Consider the following 24,449-nt stretch of genomic DNA (forward strand, 5'->3'; position numbering starts at 1 on the left):
CGGACAAGCCGCGTCAGTGGCGCCGATCCGGGACCCATGCCTGAACCATTCCGGCATGGGTCCCGGGTCTCCCTCCGGTCGCCCGGGACGACTCGCGTTGATGTCACCGCTTGCAGAAAGAACTGCCGATGACGACAAAGACCATCGACGAACGCCAGGCCGCGCATCCCCGTGATGTGCGCGGCTACGACACCGAGACGCTGCGCCAGGATTTCCTGATCGAGCGCATCTTCGTGCCGGGCGAGGTCGCACTGACCTACAGCCATTACGACCGCATGATCGTCGGCGGCGCGATGCCGGCGGCCAAGCCGCTGACGCTCGATCCGTTCCCGCCGACCGGCACGCCCTTCTTCCTGGCGCGGCGCGAGCTCGGCGTGATCAATCTCGGCGGCGCCGGCTCGGTCAGCGTCGACGGCGAACGCTTCGAGCTGCCGTCCCTTGACGCGCTCTATGTCGGGCTTGGGGCAAGGGAGGTGTCTTTCGCCAGCACCGACCCGGCCAACCCCGCCAAGTTCTACCTGACCAGCGCCCCGGCGCATCGCGAGGCCAGGCACCAGCTCATCCGCAAGGACGACGCCAATACCATCCATCTCGGCTCGGCCGAGACCTCGAACAAGCGCACCATCCGGCAATACATCATGCCGAACTCGACCGGCACCAACCAGTTGGTGATGGGCATGACGGCGCTGGAGCCGGGCTCGGTCTGGAACTCCATGCCCTGCCACACCCATACTCGGCGGATGGAGGCCTATCTCTACTTCAACCTCGACCAGGCCCACCGCGTCTTCCACTTCATGGGCGAGCCGCAGCAGACCCGCCACCTCCTCGTCGCCAACGAGCAGGCGGTGATCTCGCCGAACTGGTCGATCCATTGCGGCTGCGGCACCTCGAACTACTCCTTCGTCTGGGCCATGGCCGGCGACAATGTCGAGTTCACCGACATGGACGCCGCCCCGGTGGAGACACTGCGCTGATGGCCGCGCCCTCGCCCTTCTCGCTGGACGGCCGCACGGCGCTGGTGACTGGCGCCAATACCGGCATCGGCCAGGGTATCGCGGTGGCGCTCGCCGAGGCTGGTGCGAAGGTCGTCGCGGCTGGACGCTCGAGCATGGCCGAGACGGAGAAGCTCATCGCGGAGGCGGGTGGGATCTGCTTCGCGCTGCAGGTCGATCTCCAGCAGCAGGGCATTGCAGCACGGGTTATCGAGCAGGCCGCGGAACTGGCCGGCCCGCTCGACATCCTCGTCAACAATGCCGGCATCATCCGCCGGGCCGACGCGCTCGATTTCAGCGAGAGCGACTGGGACGAGGTGATGAACCTCAATCTCAAGGCCAATTTCTTCCTGGCCCAGGCCTTCGCCAAGGCCGCGCTCTCCGCCGGACGCACCGGGCGCATCGTCAACATCGCCTCGCTGCTCTCCTTCCAGGGCGGCATCCGCGTTGCCTCCTATACGGCGAGCAAGAGCGGGCTGGCTGGGCTGACCCGGCTGCTCGCTTGCGAATGGGCGGCCAAGGGCATCAATGTCAACGCGATTGCCCCCGGCTATGTCGAGAGCAACAATACCGAGGCGCTCCGTGCCGATCCCGACCGCAACGCCGCGATCCTCGCGCGCATCCCGGCCGGCCGCTGGGGCAGGCCGTCCGATATCGGCGGCGCGGCGGTGTTCCTGGCGAGCGATGCCGCGGCCTACATCCATGGCGCGATCCTTCCCGTCGACGGAGGCTGGCTGGCCCGATGAGCGACCGTCTCAACTCCTTCTTCCAGCACGACACTGACATCGCCTGGGAGCCGACCGAGCCCGGCGTCAGGCGCAAGATCATGGCCTATGGCCCGGACCTGATGGTCGTGCGCGTCGCCTTCGAGCAGGGCGCGATCGGCAAGGCCCACCAGCATCCGCACCGCCAGGCTTCTTACGTCGAGAGCGGCGTCTTCGACGTCACCATCGACGGCAAGACCAGCCGGCTTGTTGCGGGCGATACCTTCTTCGTGCCCGAGAACCTCGTCCACGGCGTCGTAAACGTCGAGGCCGGGCAACTGATCGATTCCTTCACACCGATGCGGACGGAATTTTTGTGAAAGTCCGCTGCGCCGGCCCTGCCGGCGCAGCTCCCGCCTGGGGCAAAAACGACCGGAATAAGCCGGCGATCATTTTGGGGAGAGGATCAAGACCATGCTCAATCGACGGAGTTTCTCCGCGCTCGCCGGCGTCGCCTTTGCCGCGTTGCTTTCGACCTCGGCTCAGGCGCAAAACGTCACCCTGCGCTCGACCGACATCCACCCGACCGACTATCCGACGGTCGAGGCCGTCCGCCATATGAGCAAGCTGCTCGATGAGCGCACGCAGGGCCGCATCAAGATCAACGTCTTCCACTCGGCCCAGCTCGGCCAGGAGAAGGACACGATCGACCAGACGCGCTTCGGCGTCATCGACATCAACCGCATCAACATGGCGCCGTTCAACAACCTGATCCCGGCGACCAACGTGCCGTCCCTGCCCTTCATCTTCCGCTCGGTCGACCACATGCGGAAGGTCATGGACGGGCCGATCGGCGACAATCTCCTGAAGGACTTCGAGAAGCACGACCTGATCGGCCTCGCCTTCTACGATTCCGGCTCGCGCTCCTTCTATAACTCCAAGAAGGCGATCAACAGCCCGGCCGACATGAAGGGCATGAAGATCCGCGTGCAGCAGTCCGATATGTTCGTCGCGCTGGTCTCGGCGCTCGGCGCCAACGCCACGCCGATGCCGTTCGGCGAGGTCTATTCGGCCCTGCAGACCGGCGTCATCGACGGCGCCGAGAACAACTGGCCGTCCTATGAATCGACCCGGCATTTCGAGGTCTCGAAGTTCTATTCGGTGACCGAGCACTCGCTCTCGCCAGAGGTGCTGGTGATGTCGAAGAGGAGCTTCGACAAGTTCAATGCCGCCGACCAGGCGCTGATCAAGGCCGCCGCCAAGGAATCCGTCGCCAAGATGCGCGAGCTCTGGGACGCGCGCGAAAAGGCCTCGGAAGCCAAGGTCAAGGCCGGCGGCGCGCAGATCAACACGGTCGAGAAGCAGCCCTTCATCGACGCGATGAAGCCGGTCTACGACAAGTTCGTCACCGACGCGAAGCTCAAGGACATGGTCGCCGCGATCCAGGCGGTGAAGTGAGCTGAACGACGGGGCGGCTTTCGGGCCGCCCCGTTTTCCAAAGCCCTCATCCTGAGGAGCGATCGCAGATCGCGTCTCGAAGGATGCTCCAGTTGGTTCCGGAGCCTCCTGGAGCATCCATCGAGACGCCGCTCCGCGGCTCCTCAGGATGAGGGCTGAGCACAAGCAACCGACATCAGTCTCGGACATCCCATGCACGCCTTCACCGCGTCTCTCACGCGCCTCGGCGCCAAGCTCAGCCTCTACGCCCTGTTCGCCGCCGGCGCCGGTCTCGTCCTGATGACGATCATGGTCGCCTGGGGCGTTTTCGGCCGCTATGTCCTCAACGACACGCCGATCTGGGTCGAGGCCGGCTCGCTCTTCCTGATGTCCTGGTTCATCCTGCTCGGCGCCGCCGTCGGCGTGCGCGAGAGCGATCATCTCGGCTTCGAGGTCGGGCTCGCCATGTCGCCGCCGCCCCTGCGCGCCGCTCTGATCCTGATCGGCGAGGGCCTCGTCTGCGCTTTCGGCATCGCCATGCTCGTCTATGGCAGCCAGCTCGCCGCCGGCACCTGGAGTGACCGCATGCCGATCATCGGCATCTCGCGCGGCTGGGACTATGTCCCGATCGCCGCCGGCGGCGCGCTGATCGCCCTCTTTGCGTTTGAGAAGATGCTGCTCTTCGTCACCGGCGAGAAGCAGGCCCCGCTCGGCTTCGGCCATTTTGGCTCCGAGCAGGAGGTCTGAACCATGGAACTCTGGGTTCTCTTCGGCGTCTTCTCGCTGCTGCTGCTGATCGGCGTGCCCGTCGCCTTCTGCCTCGGCATCGCCTCGGTCGCGACCGTCGCCTATATGGGCCTGCCGCCGGTCGTCGTCTTCCAGCAGATGAATTCCGGCATGAATGCCTTCGCCATGATGGCGATCCCGTTCTTCATCTATGCCGGCGACCTGATGATCCGCGGTGGCATCGCCGAGCGCCTGATCCAGATGGCGGCGAGCCTGGTCGGCCATCTGCGGGGCGGCCTCGGCCAGGTCAATGTCGTCACCTGCACGCTCTTCGGCGGTATCTCCGGTTCGGCCGTGGCCGACGCCTCCGCCGTCGGCGGCCTGATGATCCCGCAGATGAAGAAGCGCGGCTACGACGCCGACTACGCCGTCAACGTCACTGCGAATGCGGCGATCATCGCGCTGCTGATCCCGCCCTCGCACAACATGATCATCTATTCGCTCTCGGCCGGCGGAAACCTCTCGATCGCCGATCTCTTCACCGCCGGCGTCGTCCCCGGCCTTCTGCTCTGTGCCGCGCTGATGGTCGCGGCCTGGGCGGTCGCGGTAAAGCGCGGCTATCCGCGCGAGGCCTTCCCCGGCTTCGCCGCCGTCGGGCGCTATGTCGTGCTGGCCTTGCCAGGCATCCTGCTGATCGGCATCATCTTCGGCGGCGTCCGCTCCGGCGTCTTCACCGCGACCGAATCCTCCTGCGTCGCTGTGGTCTACGCCATCCTCGTCACCATCCTGGTCTATCGCCAGCTGACCTGGACGGCCTTCGTCGAGGCGACGCTCGGCGCGGTCCGCACCACCGCCATGGTGCTGCTGGTGATCGGCGCCGCCGGCTCCTTCGGCTGGCTGATGGCCTTCCTGCAGGTGCCGCAGGCGACGATCGCGGCGATGAAGGCGGTCTCCGACAACCCGCTCGTCATCCTCCTGATGATCAACATCATCCTGCTGGTGCTCGGCACCTTCATGGACATGGCGCCGATGATCATCATCTGCACGCCGATCTTCCTGCCTGTGGTCAAGGCCTTCGGCGTCGACCCGATCCATTTCGGCGTGATCCTGATCCTCAATGCCGGCATCGGCCTCAATACCCCGCCGGTCGGCTCGGTGCAGTTCGTCGCCTGCGCAATCGGGCGGATCTCGATCGGCGAATCCATGCGCACGATCTGGCCGTTCTACGGCGCATCTGTTGCCGTGCTGCTGCTGGTGACCTATGTGCCCGGCATCTCCCTCTGGCTGCCGAGGCTGTTCCATTGACCCGTCTGTCCTCCGCCACCCTTGCCTCGCTCCCGGCCGCCGTCAGGCGTCCGAGCTATGATCGGAGCAAGCTCCAGCCGGGCATCGTCCATCTCGGCCTCGGCGCCTTCACCCGCGCCCATCTCTGCGAATTCACCGACGATGCGCTTGAGCGGGAGTTCGGTGACTGGGGCATCGTCGGCGCCAGCCTGCAGCGGCCCGACCAACGCGACCGGCTGAAACCGCAGGACGGGCTTTACACCTTCCTGAAGCGCGCTCCCGCCGGGCCGGAGTTGCGCGTGATCGGCTCGGTGCTCGACGTGCTCGTCGCGCCCGAGAACCCGCAGGCGCTCGTGGCGAAGCTCGCCGCCCCGGAGACGAAGATCGTCTCGCTCACCGTCACCGAGAAGGGCTATTGCCACGACCCGGCGACCGGCAAGCTCAAGGCCGACCATCCCGACATCGTCCACGATCTCGCCAATCCCGATGCACCGCGCTCGGCGGTCGGCCTGATCGTCGCCGGCCTTTCCGCCCGCAACGCCGCGGGCCTTGGCCCGTTCACTGCGCTCTGCTGTGACAATCTTCCCTCGAACGGCCATATCCTGGCCGGTCTCATCAGGGACTTCGCCGCCCTGCGCGACGACAAGCTCGCCGCCTGGATCGAAGCCAACGGCGCTTTCCCCTCGACCATGGTCGACCGGATCGTGCCGGCGACCACCGAGGCCGATATCGCCGAGGTCGCTGGCCTGCTCGGCCTCGACGACGCCGCCCCGGTGATCGGCGAGCCCTTCCGGCAATGGGCCGTCGAAGACGTCTTCGCTGCCGGCCGGCCACGCTGGGATGCGGTCGGTGCTCAGATGGTCACCGAAGTCGCGCCGTTCGAGTTCATGAAGCTGCGCATGCTCAACGGCGCGCATTCGAGCCTGGCCTATCTCGGCTATCTCGCCGGTCACGAGACGGTCGCAGAGGCCAGCCGTGATCCGGTCTTCGCGCGCTTCCTGCAAGGGCTGTGGAGCGAGATCATTCCGACCGTGCCCGCTCCGCAGGGCGTCGACCTCAAGACCTATGCCGGTGACCTGCTCGCCCGCTTCCAGAACCCGGCAATCAGGCACCGCACCTGGCAGATCGCCATGGACGGCTCGCAAAAGCTGCCTCAGCGCCTGCTCGGCACCATCCGCGAGCGGCTGAAGGCCGGCGCGCCGATCGATCACCTTGCCCTCGGCGTCGCCGCCTGGATGTCCTATGTCACCGGCACCGACGAGACGGGCGCTGAAATCGATGTGCGCGACCCGCTTGCCGGTGAATTCGCGATCCGCGCCAAGGCGCTCGGCCGCGATGCCGTGGCGCTGAGCACGGCCCTGTTCGGCATTGGCGCGATCTTCGGCGAGGACCTGCCGCGCGAGGAGCGCTTCACGCAGGCCGTAGCGGGGCATCTCGACAGCCTGTTCCAGAAGGGCGCGAAGGCGACGGCCGCGGCGCTGGGGTGAATGACGTGCGTCATGCTCGGGCTTGACCCGAGCATCTCAGGCTGGAGTAGGCTCCGATCGGCGCCTTCTCGTCAGGAAATTCTCGGGCCTGCGCAGCGCCTCCGCCCGAGAATGACGCACTTGGTCCCCCTTGATCCCCGCCCCGCCCTGACGCCAGATACAGGCGATGTTCGCCCGCTTCGCCAACGCCCTGGCCACCAGTGCCCTCGCCGCATTGCTGCTCCTGCCCTCAGCGGAAGCGAAGGCTCAGGCGCAGCCGGCCGCAACCTATGTCGTGCCGAACTACTGGGACCCGAATGTCAGAGTCGAGCGGCCCGATCCCGGCCCGCCGCGCGTGATCCGCTTCCTGACCGACGACGATTTCCCGCCGATGCATTTCGCCACGCCGGAAGGCGGCGTCACCGGATTCTCCGTCGAGCTCGCACGAGCCGTCTGCGAGAAGCTGATGTTGAGCTGCACCATCCAGGCGCGCCGCTTCGACACCTTGCTGGACTCCCTCGCCGAGGGACGCGGCGACGTGCTCGCCGCCGCCATCCCGGTCACTGTCGAATTGCGCACCCGCTTCGCCGCCAGCCAGATCTACCACCGCTCGCCAGCAAGGCTGCTGACGACGCGGGGCAATGCCCGTGCGGACCTCGAACTGGGGAGCTTGCGCGGCACCCGCGTCGCCGTGGTCGCGAGCACCGCGCATGAGGCCTTCCTCGAGCGCCTCGCCCCGTTCATCCAGCGCCGAACAGCACCCGACCTGCAGGCGGCCCTTGCCATGCTACGCAGCGGCGATGCCGAATATGTCTTCGGAGACGGGGTCTCGCTGGCGCTGAGCATCGCCGGCCGTGGCGGCAGCGAATTCGCCTTCGCCGGCGGCCCCTATCTCGAAGCCCGCTATTTCGGCGAGGGCGTCGGTTTTCTGCTGCGCAAGGACGATCTCGCCTTGAAACGGGCGATCGACTACGCGCTGCAAGGCCTCTGGGACGACGGCACCTATGCCAGGCTGTTCATCCGGTTTTTCCCGGTCAGCCCGTTCTGATCATCCCTGGCGGGCTGGCTCGGCTTGGCGAGGCGCCCTTCCTCGGCCTTGTAGAAATACTGCGAGGCGACCAGCCAACCTTTGAGCGGCCGCAGGGGCGGGATGCAGGTCAGCAGCACCAGCGGCAAGGTCGTGACCAGATGTACCCAGGTCGGCGGCTGGTAGCTCAGCTCCAGCCAGAGCGGGAAGGCGACCGCCGGCACGCAGACGAACATCATCACGAAGAAGGCCGGGCCATCCGCCGGATCGGCGAAGGAATAGTCGAGCCCGCAGGCCTCGCAACGCGGCTTCAGAGTCAGGAACCCGTCGAAGAGCTGTCCTTCACCGCAGCGCGGGCAGCGGCCGCGCAGGCCGGTCTTGAGCGGAGACAGCGCCGGCCAATGCTGATGTGCCATGTCGTCCTCCTGACGGTGAAGCAACGAAATTGACTGCATTCACCAGAGATTGACAGCCACATAATCCCGATATTGATTGCAGTCAATATTCATGCATATGCAGCACTGTCGCACCCTATGCATTGGGTACAGTCCCGATCCGATCAGAGCGCTCGGACACTCGCTTCCGGAGCCTGCTCCAGTGCGTGCGCCATGAAGGCGAGCGCATCGCCCAGCGCCTTTCGGCCGATTGGCCCTCCCAGGCAGATGCGGGCAGCTTCCGGCGCCGGCCCTTTCGCGGTGAAGGCATCGCTGGCGACGATGCCGATTCCGGTCGCCTGCATCTGCCCGACGAAGGCGGCCCGGGTCCATGGCTGCGGCAGCTCCAGCCAGAGATTGAAGCTGAGCGGATCGGCGCTGCTCGAGCCCGCCGGCAGGATTTCGGCGGCGAGTCGCTGCCGCGCCGCCGTCTCCGCCCTGACGAAGGCAAGCAGCGCATCGGCGCTGCCGTCCTCGATCCAATGCGTCGCAAGCGCCGCGGTCAGGGGCGAGGCCATGATGCTGCTGGCCCGCAGCGCGGCGGCGAAGGGCCAGCCGGAACGTAGATCCGACACCACGACATAGGCGAGCCGCAAGCCGGCCCCAAGGCATTTCGACAGGCCCGCAATGTGCCAGGTCAGCTCCGGCGCCAGCGCCGCAAAGGGAGCGGGCGCATCGGGCGGCAGGAAGCCATAGGCATCGTCCTCGATGATCGCCACGCCATGCCGGCGGGCGATCGCTGCGACCTCCCCGCGTCGCCGTTCCGGCATGGTGATCGTCGTCGGGTTCTGCAGCACGGGATTGAGATAGAGCGCTTTCGGCTTCAGGCGGCCGCAAGCCTCGGCAAAGGCGTCGGGGTCGAGCCCGTCGCCATCCATGGCAAGGCCGGTCAGGGACAGGCCAAGCTGGGCGCAGATCGAGCGGATGCCGGGATAGGTCAGCGCCTCGCACATCACCGCATCGCCCGGCCTGGCGAGAGCGCTCAGGATCGCCAGCAGCGCCGCATTCGCGCCCGGCACGACGAAGAGCTGTTCAGAGGCGGGAGCAAGCCCGCGCCGCCCGAGCCAGAGCGCAGCCGCCGCCTTGTCGGCGGGCGAGCCACCGAGCGGCTGATAGCGCAGCAGACTGACCAGTCGCTCACTGACCTCGACCATGCCCTGCCGCAGCCGGGCGACCAGTGCCGGATCGTCGGGCTCCGGCGGCAAGGTCATCGAGAGGTCGACCAGCTCCGGCATGGCAGGCCGCGGGATCGAGTCTCGACCGGTCGCCGGGGTCTTGACTGTCGCAGCCTTGACGAAGGTCCCCTGCCCGACCCGCGACTCGACCAGGCCGCGCCGCTGCGCCTCGACATAGCCGCGCGCCACGGTGGTGAAGTCGATGGCGAGCGCCTCGGCCAGCCGACGCTGCGGCGGCAGCCTGTCACCCGCCGACAGCGCTCCCGCGGCGATGTCGGCGGCGATGCGGTCCGCGATGGCGAGATAGCGCGGCTTGTCGCTTCGGGTCAGGTCGGGGAGCCAATCCATCGATGCGATCCGTCGAAAGGCGAAGCACTGAATGGATTGACTGTATATTGTTGCGCAGCCGCGCTGTCACTAGCGAGAGCGCTCCGACTTCGATCGTCATTGCGAGCGAAGCGAACCAATTCAGAAGGGCGTAGAGTTCTGGGCCCCTGGATTGCTGCGTCGCTTTCGCTCCTCGCAATGACAGGAGAGGTCGACCGCCTCTCAGCTGACGATCTCGCCCCTGAACGCCCAGCGCGTCATCCGGCGCTCGACCAGCGCGCAGGCGGCGTACATCAGCACGCCCATGATCGCGATGGCGAAGAGGCCGGCGAAGGTCGTGGCGGAATCGTTGCGGGCGCCGGCCGAGAGCATCAGGAAGCCGATGCCGCGATTGCCGCCGACCGTCTCGGAGATCACCGAGCCGATGAAGGCGAGCGTCACCGCAACCTTCAGGCTGGCGAAGAGATAGGGCATGGCGCGGGGCACGCCGACCTTGGTCAGGATCTCCCATTGGCTGGCGCCCAGCGAACGCATCACGTCGCGCATCTCGGGCTCGATCGTGGCGAGGCCGGTCGCGACGTTCACCACGATCGGGAAGAAGGAGATGACGAAGGCGGTGATGATCGCCGGCAGGGCGCCGACGCCGAGCCAGATCATCAGGATCGGCACGATTGCAACCTTGGGCACCGCGTTGAAGGCGATCAGCAGCGGGTAAAGCCCGGAATAGACGAAGGGCGAGGCACCGACGGCAAGGCCGAGCAGAACGCCGAAGCCGATCGCCAGCACGAAGCCGATCGCCGTCGTCCACAAGGTCTCCAGGCAGTATCGCAGCAGGATGTCCCAGCGCTGGATCATCACCTCGAAGATGCGGGAGGGCTTCGGCGCCAGGATCTCCGGCACGTCGAAGACGATGCAGGCGAGTTCCCAGAGCAGCAGCAGGCCCGCCATGGCGAGCCAGGGCATGGCAACGAGCAGGATCTGCCTCTGCCGATCAGTCATAACCTTGGTCCTGCCGGGGCCGCATCACGCATGTTCCATATGGATGCGTTCGCGCAGATCGTGGACGATGTCGACGAACTCGGCGGTGAAGGTCGTCTCCAGCGTGCGCGGGCGCGGCAGCTCGATCTTGCTGATCTTGACGATCCGTCCGGGCCGGCGGCTCATCACATAGACGGTGTCGGCGAGATAGACCGCCTCGCGCAGGTCGTGCGTCACCAGCACGGCGGTGAAGCGGCGCTCCAGCCAGAGCGCCTGCATCACGCCCCAGAGCTCCTCGCGGGTGAAGGCGTCGAGCGCGCCGAAGGGCTCGTCGAGCATCAGGATCTCGGGCTCGTGCACCAGCGCCCGGCACAGGCTGGAGCGCTGCTGCATGCCGCCGGAGAGCTGCCAGGGAAACTTGTCGCCGAAGCCGCCGAGGCCCACCGATGCGAGCAGCTTTTCCACCCGTTCGACGTATTCGGCCTTGTTCGCCCGGAAGCGGCGCTTGTGCGGCTCGACCACTTCGAGCGGCAGGAGGATGTTGTCGCGCGTCGTGCGCCAGGGCATCAGCGTCGGCGCCTGGAAGGCCATGCCGACGCCGCGGATCGGGCCCTTGACCGGCTGGCCGTGGACCCGGACCTCGCCGCCGCTCGGTGGCAGCAGCCCGGTGACCAGCTTCATCAGCGTGGACTTGCCGCAGCCGGAGGGGCCGACCACGGCGATGAACTCGCCCTTGGCGATGTCGAGCGTCGCATCCTCCAGCGCCAGCATGCGCGAGGGCCCGCTGCCATAGGCGAGGCTGACCTTGCGCAGTTCGACGAGAGGCGTGTCGGTGGAAGCCGGCATGGAGGGCGTCATTCTCGGGCTTGTCCCGAGAATCTCAGGACCAGGAATCTCCAGGAGATGGTCGGGTCGAGCCCGACCATGACGGCTGAGATCAACGCCTCAAGGCGCGACCATGCGCTCCGCCTTGGGCGGCAGGAACTTGTTGGTGAACACCTTGTCGGGTGCCGGCGCGGCCGGCAGGCCGAAGGCGTCGGCAACGTCGGTGACCGAGCGGGCAAAGCGCGCCGGGTCGACATCGCCCATGCCGTTCTCCTTCACGAAGGGCGTCAGCACATTCATCTTCAGCGACAGGTCGAGGCGCTCGGTCTCGAGCTTCTCGTCGATCAGCGGGTCGCGCTGCTTGGCGGCGGCGATACCGAGAGCCGGATTGGCGGCGACCTCCTTCCAGGCCTTGGCCGTGGCGCGCAGGAAGCCCTTCACCACCTCAGGCTTCTCGGCGAGGGCCGGCGAGACGATGATGCCGTTGCCGTATACGTCCATCTTGTAGTCGGAGTAGTTGAAGGAGACGATGTCCTCCTGCTTCACACCGCGCGCCTTGAGGTCGAGCACCGAGGAGAAGAAGTGCCCGCTGATGAAGTCGACCGTGCCCTGCACCATCGACTGCTCGCGCAATTGCGGCGTCAGGTTGACGTGATTGACACTCTTGGCATCGATGCCGACCTTCTTGGCGAAGGCGGGAAAGAGCCGGAACGAAGCGTCGAATACCGGCGCGCCCAGCTTCTTGCCGGCGAGATCGGCCGGCTTGGTGATGCCGGTCTTCTTCAGCGTGTGCACGCCGAAGGGCGGGAAGTCATAGGCCATGAAGACGCAGAGGATCTCCTTGCCGGCGTTCTTGGCGTTGTACTCGATCAGCGAGTTCACATCGGCGAAGCCGATATCGTAGGCGCCGGTGGCGACGCGCTGGACCGCGCCGGCCGAGCCCTGGCCGGGATCCATCGTCACGTCCAGCCCCTCGGCCTTGTAGTAGCCCTTCTCCAGCGCGACCAGGAAAGGCGAGGTCGGCCCCTGGAACACCCAGTCGAGCGTGAACTTGACCGCGGTCTGCGCCTGCGCCGGCGACATCGCCCCCAGTGCCAGCGCAGCCGCGCCGGCGAGCGCGACGCGGCGGCTGAGCGCCGCCAAACCCTTGCCGGCCCGCTGCGAGCCGGAATGCCCCCACTTCACCTCACGAACCATCGAAGCCGACCCCTGCTTATGTTGTACGACGACGCTAACGGGGCTCTCTTGTGAGTCAATCGACCGGGCGGGGTTGTCTGCCGCTTTTTCAGGCAGGCGTTTTCCATCTTGCCGGCAGATGGCGTCCCGGTTGTTGCACCGCACGCGCATATCTGCGAAACCGCGCCCTTCCCTGCCCTATCCTGCGAGACCTCTAGCCAAAATGCCCGCTTTCGAACCCGCGCTGATCGAAGCCGCCCGCGTCTCGGCCGCCTGGCCGTTCGAGGAAGCCAAGAAGCTCGTGGCGCGGTTGCAGAAATCGGGCAAGCGGGAGGTGGTGTTCGAGACCGGCTACGGTCCGTCGGGCCTGCCGCATATCGGCACCTTCGGCGAGGTCGCGCGCACCTCGATGGTGCGCCATGCCTTCCAGGTGCTGACCGACGGCGCGATCCCGACCCGGCTGATCGCCTTCTCGGATGATCTCGACGGCCTGCGCAAGGTGCCGGACAACGTCCCGAACAAGGAGCTGCTGGCGCAGCATCTCGGCAAGCCGCTGACCGAGGTGCCGGACCCGTTCGGCACGCATGACTCGTTCGGCCGGCACAACAATGCAAGGCTTTGCGCCTTCCTCGACCAGTTCGGCTTCGACTACGAGTTCAAGTCCTCGACCGACGCCTATCGCGCCGGCGAGTTCGACGCGACCCTGCTCAGGATGCTGGCCCGCTTCGACAAGATCATGTCGATCATGCTGGCGACCCTGCGCGAGGAGCGCGCCGCGACCTATTCGCCTTTCCTGCCGATCCATCCGAAGACCCGCATCGTCATGCAGGTGCCGATCGAGGCGCGCGATGTCGAGGCCGGCACCATCACCTGGACCGATCCGCAGAGCGGCGAGCGCTTCACCACGCCGGTGACCGGCGGCCATGCCAAGCTGCAATGGAAGCCGGATTGGGCGATGCGCTGGGTCGCGCTCGGCGTCGACTACGAGATGGCCGGCAAGGACCTGATCGACTCGGTCAAGGTCTCCTCGCAGATCGCCCGCGCCATCGACGGCACGCCGCCGGAGGGCTTCAACTATGAGCTCTTCCTCGACGAGCAGGGCCAGAAGATCTCGAAGTCGAAGGGCAACGGCCTGACCATCGAGGACTGGCTGAGCTACGGCCCGCCGGAATCGCTGGCGCTGTTCATGTATGCGCGTCCGCGCGAGGCCAAGAAGCTGCATTTCGACGTGATCCCGCGCGCGGTCGACGACTACATGCAGTTCCTGGGCGGCTATGATCGGCAGGACTGGAAGAACCGGCTCGGCAATCCGGTCTGGCACATCCATGCCGGCACCCCGCCGCAGCCGGAGGTGGTCGCCACCGGCGCCGGCGACAATGCGGTGCGCACGCAGATCTCGTTCTCGCTGCTGATGAACCTCGTCGCCGTCGCGAACTCCGAGGACAAGGCGGTCCTCTGGGGTTTCCTGCAGCGCTATGCGCCCGGCATCTCGCCGCAGACGCATCCGCGGCTCGATGCGCTCGTCGGCTACGCGCTCGCCTACTTCAGAGACTTCGTGAAGCCGGCCAAGCACTACCGCCCGGCCGACGAGACCGAACGCGCCGCCTTCCTCGCATTGGACGCGGCACTCGCCGCGCTGCCGGCAGGTGCGAGCGCCGAAGAGGTTCAGGATGCGGCCCTCGACGTCGCCAGAGCCATCCCGCGGTACCAGAACCTCAGCGCCAAGAATGCGACGCCGGAGCGGCCGGGCGTCTCCGGCGACTGGTGGAAGGCGATCTACCAGGTGATGTTCGGCGAGGATCAGGGCCCGCGCTTCGGCTCCTTCGCTGCGATCTACGGCCTCGACAACACCCGCAAGCTGATCGCCAAGGCGCTCGATGGCGGGCTGATCCGCGAGCATGAGGCCTTCCTCGCGGCGCGCCAGCCGCTCAGCGCATGAGTGCAGTGGCGGCTGAGGCGGTCGAGAAGGCCATCGCCAGCCGCCGCGCCGTGCGCGCCTTCTTGCCCGATCCCGTCGATCCGGCACTGGTGCGCCGCCTGATCGCACTGGCCGCGCAGGCACCGAGCGGCACCAATATGCAGCCCTGGCGCCTGCGCGTGCTCGGCCCCAGGACCCGCGCGAAGCTGGAGACGGCGCTGGTTGCCGCGCTCGACGATCCCTCCCCGCGCGAGGAGGAGTATCGCTATTATCCTGCGACCCTCCGCGAGCCCTATCTCTCTCGCCGCCGCAAGGTCGGCTGGGACCTCTACGGCCTGCTCGGCGTCGCCAAGGGCGACCATGCCGGGATGCGCCGCCAGACCGAGGCGAACCTGCGCTTCTTCGGCGCGCCGGTCGCGCTGATGCTGACGGTCGACCGCGATCTCGAGATCGGCTCCTGGCTCGATCTCGGCGCCTTCGTCCAGACCTTGCTGATCGCGGCGCAGGGCCACGGCCTCGATTCCTGCCCCCAGGCGATCTTCGCCAGCTTTCATGGAATCGTGCGGCGCGAGCTTTCCATTCCACAGAGCGAGGTCGTGGTCTGCGGCATCGCGCTCGGCAAGGCCGATCCGAACGCTCCGGCAAACCGGCTCGTGCCGGAGCGCGAGCCGGTCGAGGGCTTCACCAGCTGGCTGGATTAGGGCGCGCCCCGCGCCTCAGCCCGCCACGGCGGTATACTCGGTCTCGACCGAGGAATCGTGCAGATGGTGGTCGTAGCCGTAGATGTGGATCGAGATCGCATCGCCCACGCCGCGGTTCTGCATGCGGTGGATGTTCGGCCCGGTCGGCAGCATGCAGGCGACATAGCCAGCCTGGCGCTCATGCTCCTCGGTCGGAACGGCGCGACTGGCATCGATGGCGCGATACCAGGTTTCCGTCAGGACGCCCGCGACCATGCCAAAGCAGCACGAGCAGTGATGGTCGTGGATGCAGGTCGTGGCGCCTTCGCCCCAGACCATCGCCCAGACGCTGACGGCCTCGTTGCCGGCGAGCAGGTTGCGGGCATAGCCGCCCTGCTTGCGCAGCAGCGGCAGGGCCTGGATCAGGTCGGGGATAGCAACGAGCTCGTCGAGGACGGCACGGGCCGCGGCGAGATAGTCGCGCGAGCAGGTGCCCTCATGGGTCTGCAGGGCATTCAGCACCGCGCCGCTCCGCTCCTCGCCGAGAAAGCCCTGCATGTCCCTGATCTCCCGTCGCATCGAATGACAGGAGGATGATAGGCCGGACCCGGTGGGAACGGTTTGCGATCCGCCGCCAAAAATGCAGCAGAATTAGAAACAGATACCAATATAATTCTCGATATGAGAAAATAATTTCCGCTCGTAGATAACGAGTGATATTCTGTTCCGAGGAGATTCGTCGCCGTGGCCAGGCTCGACACCTTCGATCTGCGCATTCTCGCCCTGCTGCAGCAGGATGCGAGCCAACCGCTGGCGGAGATCGCGGCGGCGGTCGGACTGTCGCCGACACCATGCTGGCGGCGCATCCAGAAGCTGGAAGAGGCGGGCCATATCAGGCGGCGCGTCGCGCTGCTCGATCGCACCAAGCTGAAGGCCGGCGTCACCGTCTTCATCGCGGTGAAGACGGCGCGCCATACGATGGAATGGCTGGAGCGCTTCCACGCCGCCGTGCACGACCTGCCCGAGATCGTCGACTTCTATCGGATGAGCGGCGATATCGACTATCTGCTCAAGGCCTATGTCTCGGATATCTCCGCCTATGATGCACTCTACAAGAAGCTGATCTCGCGCATCGAGCTCAGCGACGTCACCTCCATGTTCGCCATGGAAGAGCTGAAGTCGACCACGGCGATCCCCCTCGGCTTCGCCGCCGAGGAGCCGTAACGGATCAGGCGCGGAGCGAGTTGAACCCCTTGCCCTCGGCCGCGAGCTTGCGCAGCAGCGGCGCGGGTTCGAGCGAGGCATCGCCGCTTTCCTTCGCCTGCTGCTCAAGCCGCTCGACGATGGTGGCCAGTCCGACGCTCTCAGCCCAATGCATCGGCCCGCCGCGCCAGGCGGGCCAGTTGTAGCCGTTGAGCCAGACCGTATCGATGTCGCCGGCGCGCGTGGCGATGCCTTCGTCAAGGATGCGCGCGCCCTCGTTGACCATCGGGTCGAGCAGCCGCGCCAGGATCTCTTCGCTGGTGAAGCTGCGCCGCGTTACGCCCTTGCTCGCCGAGACCTCGACGATCAGCGCCTCGACCTCAGGATCGCGCTCGCCGGCACGCGCGCCTTCGGGATAGCGGTAATAGCCGCGCCCGGTCTTCTGGCCGAACCAGCCGCGCTCGCAGATCGCATCGGCCACTGCCGCGCTCTTGCCGCGTGCCTTGCGGCTGCGCCAGCTGATGTCGTTGCCGGCGAGATCGGACATGGCGAAAGGGCCCATCTTGAAGCCGAAGCCGGTCAAGGCCGCGTCGACCTCATGCGGCATGGCACCGGCGACGAGCAGGCGCTCGGCGGCGCGGGTGCGCGCCTCCAGCATGCGGTTGCCGACGAAGCCGAAGCAGTTGCCGACCACGACCGGCACCTTGCCGAGCTTGCGCCCGAGGCCGATCGCGGTTGCGATGACGTCGTTGGCGACGCCGGCGGGACGAACGATCTCCAGGAGCTTCATCACATTGGCCGGGCTGAAGAAATGCATGCCGAGCACGTCCGCCGGCCGGCTCGTCACGGCGGCAATCTCGGCGAGGTCGAGATAGGAGGTGTTGCTGGCGAGGATCGCGCCCGGCTTGGCGATCGCGTCGAGCGCCCCGAATATCTCGCGCTTGACACCCATCTCCTCGAAGGCGGCCTCGATCACGATGTCGGCCTCGGCGGCGGCGGCGAGCCCAACCGCCGGCGTGATCAGCGCCATGCGCTGCTCGCGCACCGCCTCGGTCATCGAGCCGCGCTTGACCGAGAAGCCATAGGTGTCGCGCACCCGGGCATAGCCCTTGTCGACCTGCTCCTGCGTGGTCTCGATCAGCGTCACCGGGATGCCGGCATTGGCGAAGCACATCGCGATGCCGCCGCCCATGGTGCCGGCGCCGATCACGGCTGCACGCGCGATCGGACGCGGCTTCACGCTCTCGTCGATACCGGGCACCTTCGCCGCCTCGCGCTCGGCGAAGAAGACATAGCGCAGCGCCTTGGAGCGCTCGTCGCCGAGGAGCTTCACGAACAGCGCCCGCTCGGTCGCAAGCCCCTCCGCCAGCGGCAACGTCAGGGCCGCGCGCACCGCCTCGACCAGCGCCGCGACATTCGGCATCTCGCCCGATTTCGCCAGCGCATCCTTGGCCAGTGCCTCGAAAGCCTCGCGCTCGCTCCCGGTCAGCTTGTCGGTGCGCGCGCTGGTCTTCACCGGCACGCCCTTGCCTGCCAGCTCCTGCGCCAGCGCGATCGCAGCCGCGGTGGCATCGCTCTCGACGAGCTTGTCGACCAGCCCGAGCGCCAGCTCCTTCTGCGCCGGGATCGGCTCGCCCGAGAGCATCATCGGGAAGGCGGCGGCCGCTCCGATCAGGCGCGGCAGGCGTTGCGTGCCGCCGGCGCCCGGAATCAGGCCGAGCTTGATCTCCGGCAGGCCGAGCTTCGCGGCCGGCGTCGCGACGCGGCCATGGCAGGCGAGCGCCACCTCGAGCCCGCCGCCTAATGCGACGCCCTCGATCGCGGCGACCACAGGTTTAGGCGCATCCTCGATCGCCGCCAGCAGGTCCGGCAGGATCGGCGGGGCCGGAGGCTTGCCGAACTCGCTGATATCAGCACCAGCGATGAAGGCGCGGCCCTTGGCGGCGATGACCAGTGCCGTCACGGCGGGATCGGCCATCGCCTGCGCCAGCGCGTTGTTGAGATCATTCCGGAGCGCAGCCGAGAGCGCATTCACAGGCGGGTTGTCGAGCGTCGCGACGGCGATCTCGCCCTGGCGGGTCAATGTAACGGTAGGCATGCGATCTCCACCCTGTCCTGCTCGCAGCGCAACCGCACCGCTGAATTAGTTGAAACTTAAAATAATGACGGGAGCCCCGCAATGCCGCGAGCCTAAGGGCTTCCTTGACCGGCGCAAGCGGCTCCCCCATCGTCTGCCGCCCGTTTCCGGCGGGAAGGACATTCGAGAAGGTTTGCATGACCGAGACCGTTCTGAGCGAGACCCCGGCCGAGGGCGTCAGGCAGATCACCATGAACCGGCCCGATCGGCGCAATGCGCTCGACCGCGCCACCTATCAGGGGCTGATCGACGCGCTTGCCGCCGCTGATGCCGACGCCTCGGTGCGCGCCGTCGTGCTCACTGGCGCCGGCGGCTGCTTCACCAGCGGCAACGACATCAAGGATTTTGCCGCGGCTGCCGCGACCGGCGTCGGCGCCGAGATCGCCATCGACTTCCTGACCGCGATCTCGACGGCCAAGAAGCCGATTGTCGCTGCGGCGGAAGGCTTCGCCGTCGGCATCGGCACCACCATGCTGCTGCATTGCGATCTCGCTTTCGCCGGACGCAGCGCCAGTTTCCGCATGCCCTTCGTCAGCCTCGGCCTCTGCCCGGAAGGCGGCTCGAGCTATCTCCTGCCGCTGATCGCCGGCAGCAAGCGCGCCGCCGAATTGCTGATGCTGGGCGAGCCCTTCGGGCCTGAGGTCGCGCAGGACGCCGGCCTGATCAACGGCGTCACCGACGAAGGCGGCGCGCTGGCGGCCGCGCTTGAGAAGGCCAGGGCGCTGGCGGCGCTGCCGCCACAATCGGTCGCGCTGACCAAGTCGTTGCTGAAGCGCGGCAGCGCCGCCGCCGTGGCCGAGACGATCGGCACCGAGGCACGCCATTTCGGCGAGCGCCTGAAATCGGCCGAGGCACAGGCCGCCTTCCTGGCCTTCCTGACCAAGCGCTGACGGCGCGCGACGACGGCGCCAATCTGTCGCGCCGTTGTCGCGGGAATCGCGGAACTTCCTGCTCCTCGTCACGTTGACGCGCGTCGGCAATCGCAAGGAGCAGGATGTGAAGCTGAAGGTCGTCGCCACACTGGTCTATCGCTTCGACCATGAAACGCCGGTGATCGTCGCGATCGAGCCGGCGCGGTCCCCGGATCAGACCATCGTTTCGGAGCAACTGCTGATCGACCAGCCCGCCGAGTTGATCCGGGACCTGGATGCGGACACCGGCATGCGCCGCTTCCGCGGGGTGCTGTCGGGCCAGGTCTCGATCCAGTATCAGGGCACGATCGACAACGGCACACGCCGCCTGCTGCACGCCGATGCGCGCCAGCACGCTTGGGCCGAACTGCCGGCAGAGGTGCTGCCCTATCTGTTGCCGAGCCGCTTCTGCCCCTCCGACAACCTGATGCGCTTCGCCCAGCGCGAGTTCAGCGACATCGAGGCCGGCGGCGCCAAGGTGCTCGCCGTGGTCGACTGGCTGCAGGAGCACGTCGATTACATCCACGGCGTCAGCAACGCCCAGACCACGGCCGAGCAGACCTTCATCGACCGCGCCGGCGTCTGCCGCGACTTCAGCCATCTCGCCATCGCGCTCTGCCGTGCGCTCAATCTGCCGGCCCGCGCCGTCAGCGTCTATGCAGCCGATCTCGCTCCGCCGGACTTCCACGCCGTCTTCGAGGTCTATCTCGACGGCCAATGGTGGCTGGTCGATCCGACGCGGCTGGCACCGGTCGACGGCATGGTCCGCATCGCGGCTGGGCGCGACGCGGCCGACATCGCCTTCCTGACCAGCGGCAATTTCTGCCAGTGCCTCAACCAGTGGGTCGAGGTCAGCCGCATGGAGGACAGCGAGCCGGCGCAGGCGGCCTGAGCTCAGGCAGCCGCCATCCGCCGCCGTCCGGCGCGCCACAGGCTGTGCGCCAACGCCGCCAGGAAGAGAACCGCCTGCACCACGACGATGCACGGCCCGGTCGCGACATCGAGATGGAAGCTCAGGATCGTGCCGAAGACGCTCGACGTCACCGCCGCCGCGATCGCGGTCAGGAGCATCAGGTCGAAGCGGCGCGTCGTCAGGAAGCCGATCGCGCCGGGCGCGACCAGCATGGCGACGACCAGGATGATGCCGACCGCCTTGAGCGCGGCGACGATGGTCAGCGCCAGCATGGCGAGCAGGCCGAAATGCAGTGCCCTGACAGGCAGGCCGATCGCCCGCGCATGCGCCGGGTCGAAGGCGTGCAGCAGGAAGTCGCGTCGTTTGACGAGCATGAAGCCGGCGACCGGCAAGGCGATCAGCGCCGTTTCGGCGATGTCGCCCCAGGTCACGCCCAGCATATTGCCGAACAGGATGTGCATGAGGTGCTGGTCGCTGTCGACCTTGACGAAGAGCACGAGGCCGAGCGCAAACATGCCGGAGAAGACGATGCCCATCACCGTGTCCTCCTTCACCCGGCTGTTCTCCTTGAGATAGCCGATGCCGAAGGCGCAGGTGAGGCTCGCCGCGAAGGCGCCGATGGCGAGCGGCAGGCTCGCGATATGGGCGAGCACGATGCCGGGCAGAACCGCATGCGAGACCGCATCGCCCATCAGCGACCAGCCCTTGAGGACGAGTAAGCAGGACAGCACGGCACAGACGAGGCCGACCATCACCGCGACCGCGAGGCCGCGCAGCATGAACTCGTGCGCAAAGGGCGCGAGCAGCCAGGTTTGAACGAGGCTCATGCCGGGCCTCCGACGCTGGCGGCCCGGCGCGCGCCAAGGTGGCCGTGTTTGGGTGCGAACAGGAAGGCGGCGAGGAAGAGCAGCGTCTGGAACACGACGATCAGCCCGCCGGTCGAGCCGTCGAGGAAATAGCTGGCATAGGCGCCGACCGCCGACGTCACGACGCCCATCGTCACCGCAATCGCGATAAGCAGCCCGAAACGGTCGGTCAGGAGATAGGCGGTCGCGCCGGGTGTCACCACCATGGCGATGACGAGGCAGGCGCCGACCGTCTGCAACGCCGCGACCGTGCAGGCCGAGAGCAGCACGAAGAACAGGATCTTCAGCCGTGTCGGCGACAGGCCGACCGCACGCGCCTGGTTCTCGTCGAAGAAGACCAGCATCAGGTCCTTCCAGCGCAGTAGCAGGATAGCGAGCGAGACGAAGGCGATGATCGCGACCTGGACGACGTCCTCGTCGGAGATGCCGAGGATGTTGCCGAGCACGATCGACTGGACGTTGACCGAGGTCGGGTTGATCGAGACGATCATCAGGCCGACGGCGAAGAACGTCGTGAAGACGATGCCGATCACGGCATCCTCGCGCAATTGCGTGCGCACCCTGACCAGCGCCATGGCAAGCGCCGCCAGCAGGCCGGAGAAGAAGGCGCCGGCGGCGTAGGGAACCTTCAGGAGATAGGCGAGCGCGACGCCAGGTACGATCGCATGCGCCAGCGCGTCGCCCATCAGCGACCAGCCCTTGAGCATCAGGTAGCAGGACAGGAAGGCGCAGACGCCGCCGACCAGAGCCGAGACCCAGATCGCCTTGACCATGTACTGATAGCCGAAGGGTTCGAGCAGGAGCTCCATCACGGCTGCCCGTCCTTCCTGCCGGCGGCGGGCTTCTCATGATCGCGATCGCCGTAAAAGACGAGCGGGCGCTCGTCGTCGGTGATCACGGTGACGCGCCGCTGGTCGGCGTCGGCATGCAGGCTCGCGCCCTCCAGGCGGAAATGCCGGAGCGCGCCGCCGAAGGCCCGCTGCAGATTGTCCTGGGTGAAGGTCGTCTCGGTCGGCCCGGCCGCGAGCACAGTCTTGTTGACGATCACGACCTGGTCGCAGAAATCCGGGATCGAGCCGAGATTATGGGTCGAGACCAGCATCAGCCGGCCTTCCGCCCTGAGTTCGCGCATGAGCCCGACGATCTGGTCCTCGGTCTTGACGTCGACACCGGTGAAGGGCTCGTCGAGCAGGATCACCTGCCCGCCCTGCGCCAGCGCCCGCGCCAGGAAGACGCGCTTGCGCTGGCCGCCGGAGAGTTCGCCGATCTGGCGGCGGCGGAACTCCAGCATGTTGACGCGCTCAAGCGCCAGCTCGGCCGCTTCGCGGTCCGCCTTACGCGGCATGCGCATGAAGCCCATATGGCCGTAGCGCCCCATCATCACGACGTCGTCGACCAGCACCGGGAAGGTCCAGTCGACTTCCTCGGCCTGAGGCACATAGGCGACGAGGCCGCGCTTCAGCGCCGCGCGAACCTCCATGCCGGCGATGCTGACCAGCCCCTGCGCCGGCTTGAGGAAGCCCATCAGCGTCTTGAAGATCGTCGACTTGCCTGAGCCGTTGACGCCGACCAGCGCGCAGATCGTGCCGGGGCCGAGCGCGAAGGAGGCATCGTTCACCGCGGTGACGCCATTGGCGTAGCGCACGGTGACGCCGCTGACCACGATCGACGGCGTCGCTCCCTGCCCCGGGCGAATCTCGGCGGTCCGAGGATTCACTGGCCGAACCCTTTCGCGATGGTATCGACGGTGACTTCGAGCAGCTTGAGATAGGTCGGCACCGCGCCGCGCGCATCGGAGAGCGAGTCGACATAGAGCACGCCGCCATATTTGGCGCCGGTCTCGCGCGCGACCTGCTTGGCGGCACGGTCCGAAATCGTGCTCTCGCTGAACACGGCCGGAATCTTGTTCTTGCGGACGAGGTCGATCAGGCGGCGCACCTGCTGCGGCGTGCCCTGCTCGTCGGAGTTGATCGGCCAGAGATAGGCTTCGCGCCAGCCATAGTCGCGGGTCAGATAGCTGAAGGCGCCCTCGCTCGAGACGAGCCAGCGCTTCTCGGCCGGCACCTTGTCGAGTCGGGCGCGCAGGGGCGCGTCGATCGCCTTGATCTGCGTCGCATAGTCGGCGGCGTTCTTGGCATAGGTCGCGGCATTGGCCGGATCCGCGTCGGCCAGCGCCTTGCGGATGTTCTCGACATAGACCAGCGCGCTCGCCGTCGACATCCAGGCATGCGGATTGGGCTTGCCCTCATAGGGTCCGTCCTTGATGCCCATCGGCGCGATGCCGTCCGTCACCACCGCGCTCCGAACGTTCTTCACATTGTCGAAGAACTTCTCGAACCAGCGCTCCAGGTTCATGCCGTTCCAGAGCACGAGATCGGCCGATTGTGCCTTCACCACGTCGAGCGGAGTCGGCTGGTAATCGTGGATCTCTGCTCCCGGCTTGGTGATCGACTCGACGATCGCCGCCGTGCCGGCGACGTTCTGGGCGATGTCCTGGATCACCGTGAAGGTGGTGACGACGCGCAGCGGCTTGCCCGGCGCGGCCTGTGCCAGGGCGCTACCAGCGAAAACGGCGAGGCCAAGCGTCAGTGTCGTGGCTGCGACGAGATCAAGGAAACAGCGGCGCGAGGGCATGGTCTCTCCAATAGCGAACAGGGATTGCTACAACGCTATTGCAAACTATTTGCATCTGTCAACGCAATTGCAACCCAATTGCGACAAGTCATTTTTGCAAATGCGTCTCAGGGTTGCTACCTCTCGCGCATGAAAGGAATCGACCAGCGCGTAACGGAATTCGAGCACCAGCTCCGCAAGGCGGGCCTGCGCATGACCCAGCAGCGCCGGCTGATCCTGCGGGTCCTGGCCGAGGCCGATGACCATCCCGATGCGAAGGGCATCTTCACCCGCGCCTTCTTGCACGACCCGACGCTGTCGCTTTCGACCGTGTATCGCACGATGAAGCTGCTGGAGACGCAGGGCGCGATCGAGCGCCATGCCTTCGAGGACGGCGTCTCGCGCTACGAGCACGCCGACCAGCAGCACCATGACCATCTGATCGATGTCGAGACCGGCCAGGTCGTCGAATTCTCCTCGCCCGAAATCGAGGCGCTTCAGGCGAAGATCGCGGCCGAACTTGGCTACGAGATCGTCCGCCACAAGCTCGAACTCTATGGTAGGAAGCTCGGCCGGAAGGGCCGCCGCAAGCCCGGCGAAGGCTGAAGCCGGGTTTTGGCGGCAATGAATTTACTGAATCTCAATCGCCACTTCGAT

The 24,449-nt window shown here is 66.6% G+C and carries 25 protein-coding genes; 14 read left to right on the forward strand and 11 right to left on the reverse strand.

Going from position 1 to position 24,449, the window contains the following annotated elements; all coding sequences use genetic code 11:
- The first annotated feature begins 128 nt into the window (after positions 1 to 128).
- From kduI to BMZ21_RS15890, 8 genes are all read left to right on the forward strand, one after another.
- Complete coding sequence (gene kduI, locus BMZ21_RS15855) at positions 129 to 974, forward strand: 5-dehydro-4-deoxy-D-glucuronate isomerase (protein WP_091837098.1); 846 nt, start codon at positions 129 to 131, stop codon at positions 972 to 974.
- Positions 974 to 1,738: a 2-dehydro-3-deoxy-D-gluconate 5-dehydrogenase KduD gene (gene kduD, locus BMZ21_RS15860; protein WP_091836274.1), complete on the forward strand. Its 765-nt coding sequence runs from the start codon at positions 974 to 976 to the stop codon at positions 1,736 to 1,738. The genes kduI and kduD overlap by 1 nt, the downstream gene beginning before the upstream one ends.
- Positions 1,735 to 2,076, forward strand: a complete 342-nt coding sequence (locus BMZ21_RS15865) for a cupin domain-containing protein (RefSeq protein WP_091836276.1) — start codon at positions 1,735 to 1,737, stop codon at positions 2,074 to 2,076. Before kduD ends, BMZ21_RS15865 begins: the two co-directional genes overlap by 4 nt.
- A 94-nt stretch (positions 2,077 to 2,170) precedes the next feature.
- Positions 2,171 to 3,154 carry a TRAP transporter substrate-binding protein gene (locus tag BMZ21_RS15870; protein ID WP_091836278.1) on the forward strand — a complete coding sequence of 328 codons (984 nt, stop codon included), beginning with the start codon at positions 2,171 to 2,173 and terminating at the stop codon, positions 3,152 to 3,154.
- 192 nt (positions 3,155 to 3,346) lie between these two features.
- A complete protein-coding gene (locus BMZ21_RS15875; protein WP_091836280.1) occupies positions 3,347 to 3,880 on the forward strand; it encodes a TRAP transporter small permease in 534 nt (177 codons plus the stop codon).
- 3 nt (positions 3,881 to 3,883) lie between these two features.
- Positions 3,884 to 5,164: a TRAP transporter large permease gene (locus BMZ21_RS15880; protein ID WP_091836282.1), complete on the forward strand. Its 1,281-nt coding sequence runs from the start codon at positions 3,884 to 3,886 to the stop codon at positions 5,162 to 5,164.
- Positions 5,161 to 6,630: a mannitol dehydrogenase family protein gene (locus tag BMZ21_RS15885; RefSeq protein WP_091836284.1), complete on the forward strand. Its 1,470-nt coding sequence runs from the start codon at positions 5,161 to 5,163 to the stop codon at positions 6,628 to 6,630. Before BMZ21_RS15880 ends, BMZ21_RS15885 begins: the two co-directional genes overlap by 4 nt.
- A 166-nt stretch (positions 6,631 to 6,796) precedes the next feature.
- Complete coding sequence (locus tag BMZ21_RS15890) at positions 6,797 to 7,657, forward strand: transporter substrate-binding domain-containing protein (protein ID WP_091836286.1); 861 nt, start codon at positions 6,797 to 6,799, stop codon at positions 7,655 to 7,657.
- Here the strand turns inward: BMZ21_RS15890 and BMZ21_RS15895 are convergent.
- The 5 genes from BMZ21_RS15895 to BMZ21_RS15915 form a co-directional block, all read right to left on the reverse strand.
- A complete protein-coding gene (locus tag BMZ21_RS15895; protein WP_091836288.1) occupies positions 7,612 to 8,052 on the reverse strand; it encodes a DUF983 domain-containing protein in 441 nt (146 codons plus the stop codon). The genes BMZ21_RS15890 and BMZ21_RS15895 overlap by 46 nt on opposite strands.
- A gap of 143 nt (positions 8,053 to 8,195) precedes the next feature.
- Positions 8,196 to 9,593, reverse strand: coding sequence for an aminotransferase-like domain-containing protein (locus tag BMZ21_RS15900; protein ID WP_091836291.1), 1,398 nt, complete (start codon positions 9,591 to 9,593; stop codon positions 8,196 to 8,198).
- Between the two features lie 201 nt (positions 9,594 to 9,794).
- On the reverse strand, positions 9,795 to 10,571 hold the full coding sequence (locus BMZ21_RS15905) for an ABC transporter permease (RefSeq protein WP_091836293.1): 777 nt from the start codon (positions 10,569 to 10,571) through the stop codon (positions 9,795 to 9,797).
- A 24-nt stretch (positions 10,572 to 10,595) separates the two neighbouring features.
- Positions 10,596 to 11,396, reverse strand: a complete 801-nt coding sequence (locus BMZ21_RS15910; RefSeq protein ID WP_208862296.1) for an ABC transporter ATP-binding protein — start codon at positions 11,394 to 11,396, stop codon at positions 10,596 to 10,598.
- 99 nt (positions 11,397 to 11,495) lie between these two features.
- Positions 11,496 to 12,572 carry an ABC transporter substrate-binding protein gene (locus BMZ21_RS15915; protein ID WP_091836297.1) on the reverse strand — a complete coding sequence of 359 codons (1,077 nt, stop codon included), beginning with the start codon at positions 12,570 to 12,572 and terminating at the stop codon, positions 11,496 to 11,498.
- 202 nt (positions 12,573 to 12,774) lie between these two features.
- On the opposite strand from BMZ21_RS15915, the gene BMZ21_RS15920 reads away from it, so the two are divergent.
- Positions 12,775 to 14,490, forward strand: coding sequence for a lysine--tRNA ligase (locus tag BMZ21_RS15920; protein ID WP_091836299.1), 1,716 nt, complete (start codon positions 12,775 to 12,777; stop codon positions 14,488 to 14,490).
- Entirely contained in the window at positions 14,487 to 15,170 is a 684-nt protein-coding gene (locus BMZ21_RS15925) for a nitroreductase (RefSeq protein ID WP_091836301.1), read from the forward strand. The genes BMZ21_RS15920 and BMZ21_RS15925 overlap by 4 nt, the downstream gene beginning before the upstream one ends.
- A 15-nt stretch (positions 15,171 to 15,185) precedes the next feature.
- On the opposite strand, the gene BMZ21_RS15930 is transcribed toward BMZ21_RS15925, so the two are convergent.
- Positions 15,186 to 15,707 carry a cysteine dioxygenase gene (locus BMZ21_RS15930; RefSeq protein ID WP_167561651.1) on the reverse strand — a complete coding sequence of 174 codons (522 nt, stop codon included), beginning with the start codon at positions 15,705 to 15,707 and terminating at the stop codon, positions 15,186 to 15,188.
- A gap of 186 nt (positions 15,708 to 15,893) precedes the next feature.
- Between BMZ21_RS15930 and BMZ21_RS15935 the strand changes: the two genes are divergently transcribed.
- Positions 15,894 to 16,373 (forward strand): Lrp/AsnC family transcriptional regulator, encoded by a 480-nt coding sequence (locus tag BMZ21_RS15935; protein ID WP_091836306.1) that lies wholly within the window; start codon positions 15,894 to 15,896, stop codon positions 16,371 to 16,373.
- Positions 16,374 to 16,377: 4 nt separating this feature from the next.
- Here the strand turns inward: BMZ21_RS15935 and BMZ21_RS15940 are convergent, their stop codons facing one another.
- The gene (locus BMZ21_RS15940; protein ID WP_091836308.1) at positions 16,378 to 18,450 is read right to left on the reverse strand and encodes a 3-hydroxyacyl-CoA dehydrogenase NAD-binding domain-containing protein; all 2,073 of its coding nucleotides are present in this window, start codon (positions 18,448 to 18,450) and stop codon (positions 16,378 to 16,380) included.
- A gap of 176 nt (positions 18,451 to 18,626) precedes the next feature.
- Here BMZ21_RS15940 and BMZ21_RS15945 point away from each other — a divergent pair, with 176 nt between their 5' ends.
- Positions 18,627 to 19,379, forward strand: a complete 753-nt coding sequence (locus BMZ21_RS15945; protein ID WP_091836310.1) for an enoyl-CoA hydratase-related protein — start codon at positions 18,627 to 18,629, stop codon at positions 19,377 to 19,379.
- Between the two features lie 106 nt (positions 19,380 to 19,485).
- Complete coding sequence (locus BMZ21_RS15950) at positions 19,486 to 20,292, forward strand: transglutaminase-like domain-containing protein (protein WP_091837099.1); 807 nt, start codon at positions 19,486 to 19,488, stop codon at positions 20,290 to 20,292.
- Positions 20,293 to 20,294: 2 nt separating this feature from the next.
- Here the strand turns inward: BMZ21_RS15950 and BMZ21_RS15955 are convergent, their stop codons facing one another.
- From BMZ21_RS15955 to BMZ21_RS15970, 4 genes are read right to left on the reverse strand one after another with little or no spacing between them, the layout of a single operon-like run.
- The gene (locus BMZ21_RS15955; protein WP_091836312.1) at positions 20,295 to 21,140 is read right to left on the reverse strand and encodes a metal ABC transporter permease; all 846 of its coding nucleotides are present in this window, start codon (positions 21,138 to 21,140) and stop codon (positions 20,295 to 20,297) included.
- On the reverse strand, positions 21,137 to 21,988 hold the full coding sequence (locus tag BMZ21_RS15960; protein ID WP_208862306.1) for a metal ABC transporter permease: 852 nt from the start codon (positions 21,986 to 21,988) through the stop codon (positions 21,137 to 21,139). Before BMZ21_RS15960 ends, BMZ21_RS15955 begins: the two co-directional genes overlap by 4 nt.
- The gene (locus BMZ21_RS15965) at positions 21,988 to 22,896 is read right to left on the reverse strand and encodes a manganese/iron ABC transporter ATP-binding protein (protein ID WP_091836316.1); all 909 of its coding nucleotides are present in this window, start codon (positions 22,894 to 22,896) and stop codon (positions 21,988 to 21,990) included. Before BMZ21_RS15965 ends, BMZ21_RS15960 begins: the two co-directional genes overlap by 1 nt.
- Entirely contained in the window at positions 22,893 to 23,813 is a 921-nt protein-coding gene (locus BMZ21_RS15970) for a metal ABC transporter substrate-binding protein (RefSeq protein ID WP_091836318.1), read from the reverse strand. The genes BMZ21_RS15965 and BMZ21_RS15970 overlap by 4 nt, the downstream gene beginning before the upstream one ends.
- A gap of 129 nt (positions 23,814 to 23,942) precedes the next feature.
- Here BMZ21_RS15970 and BMZ21_RS15975 point away from each other — a divergent pair, with 129 nt between their 5' ends.
- Positions 23,943 to 24,398, forward strand: coding sequence for a Fur family transcriptional regulator (locus BMZ21_RS15975; protein ID WP_091836320.1), 456 nt, complete (start codon positions 23,943 to 23,945; stop codon positions 24,396 to 24,398).
- Positions 24,399 to 24,449 lie beyond the last annotated feature (51 nt).

Origin of the sequence: Allobosea lupini (assembly GCF_900109525.1) — a bacterium.
Taxonomy (GTDB): Bacteria; Pseudomonadota; Alphaproteobacteria; order Rhizobiales; family Beijerinckiaceae; genus Allobosea; species Allobosea lupini.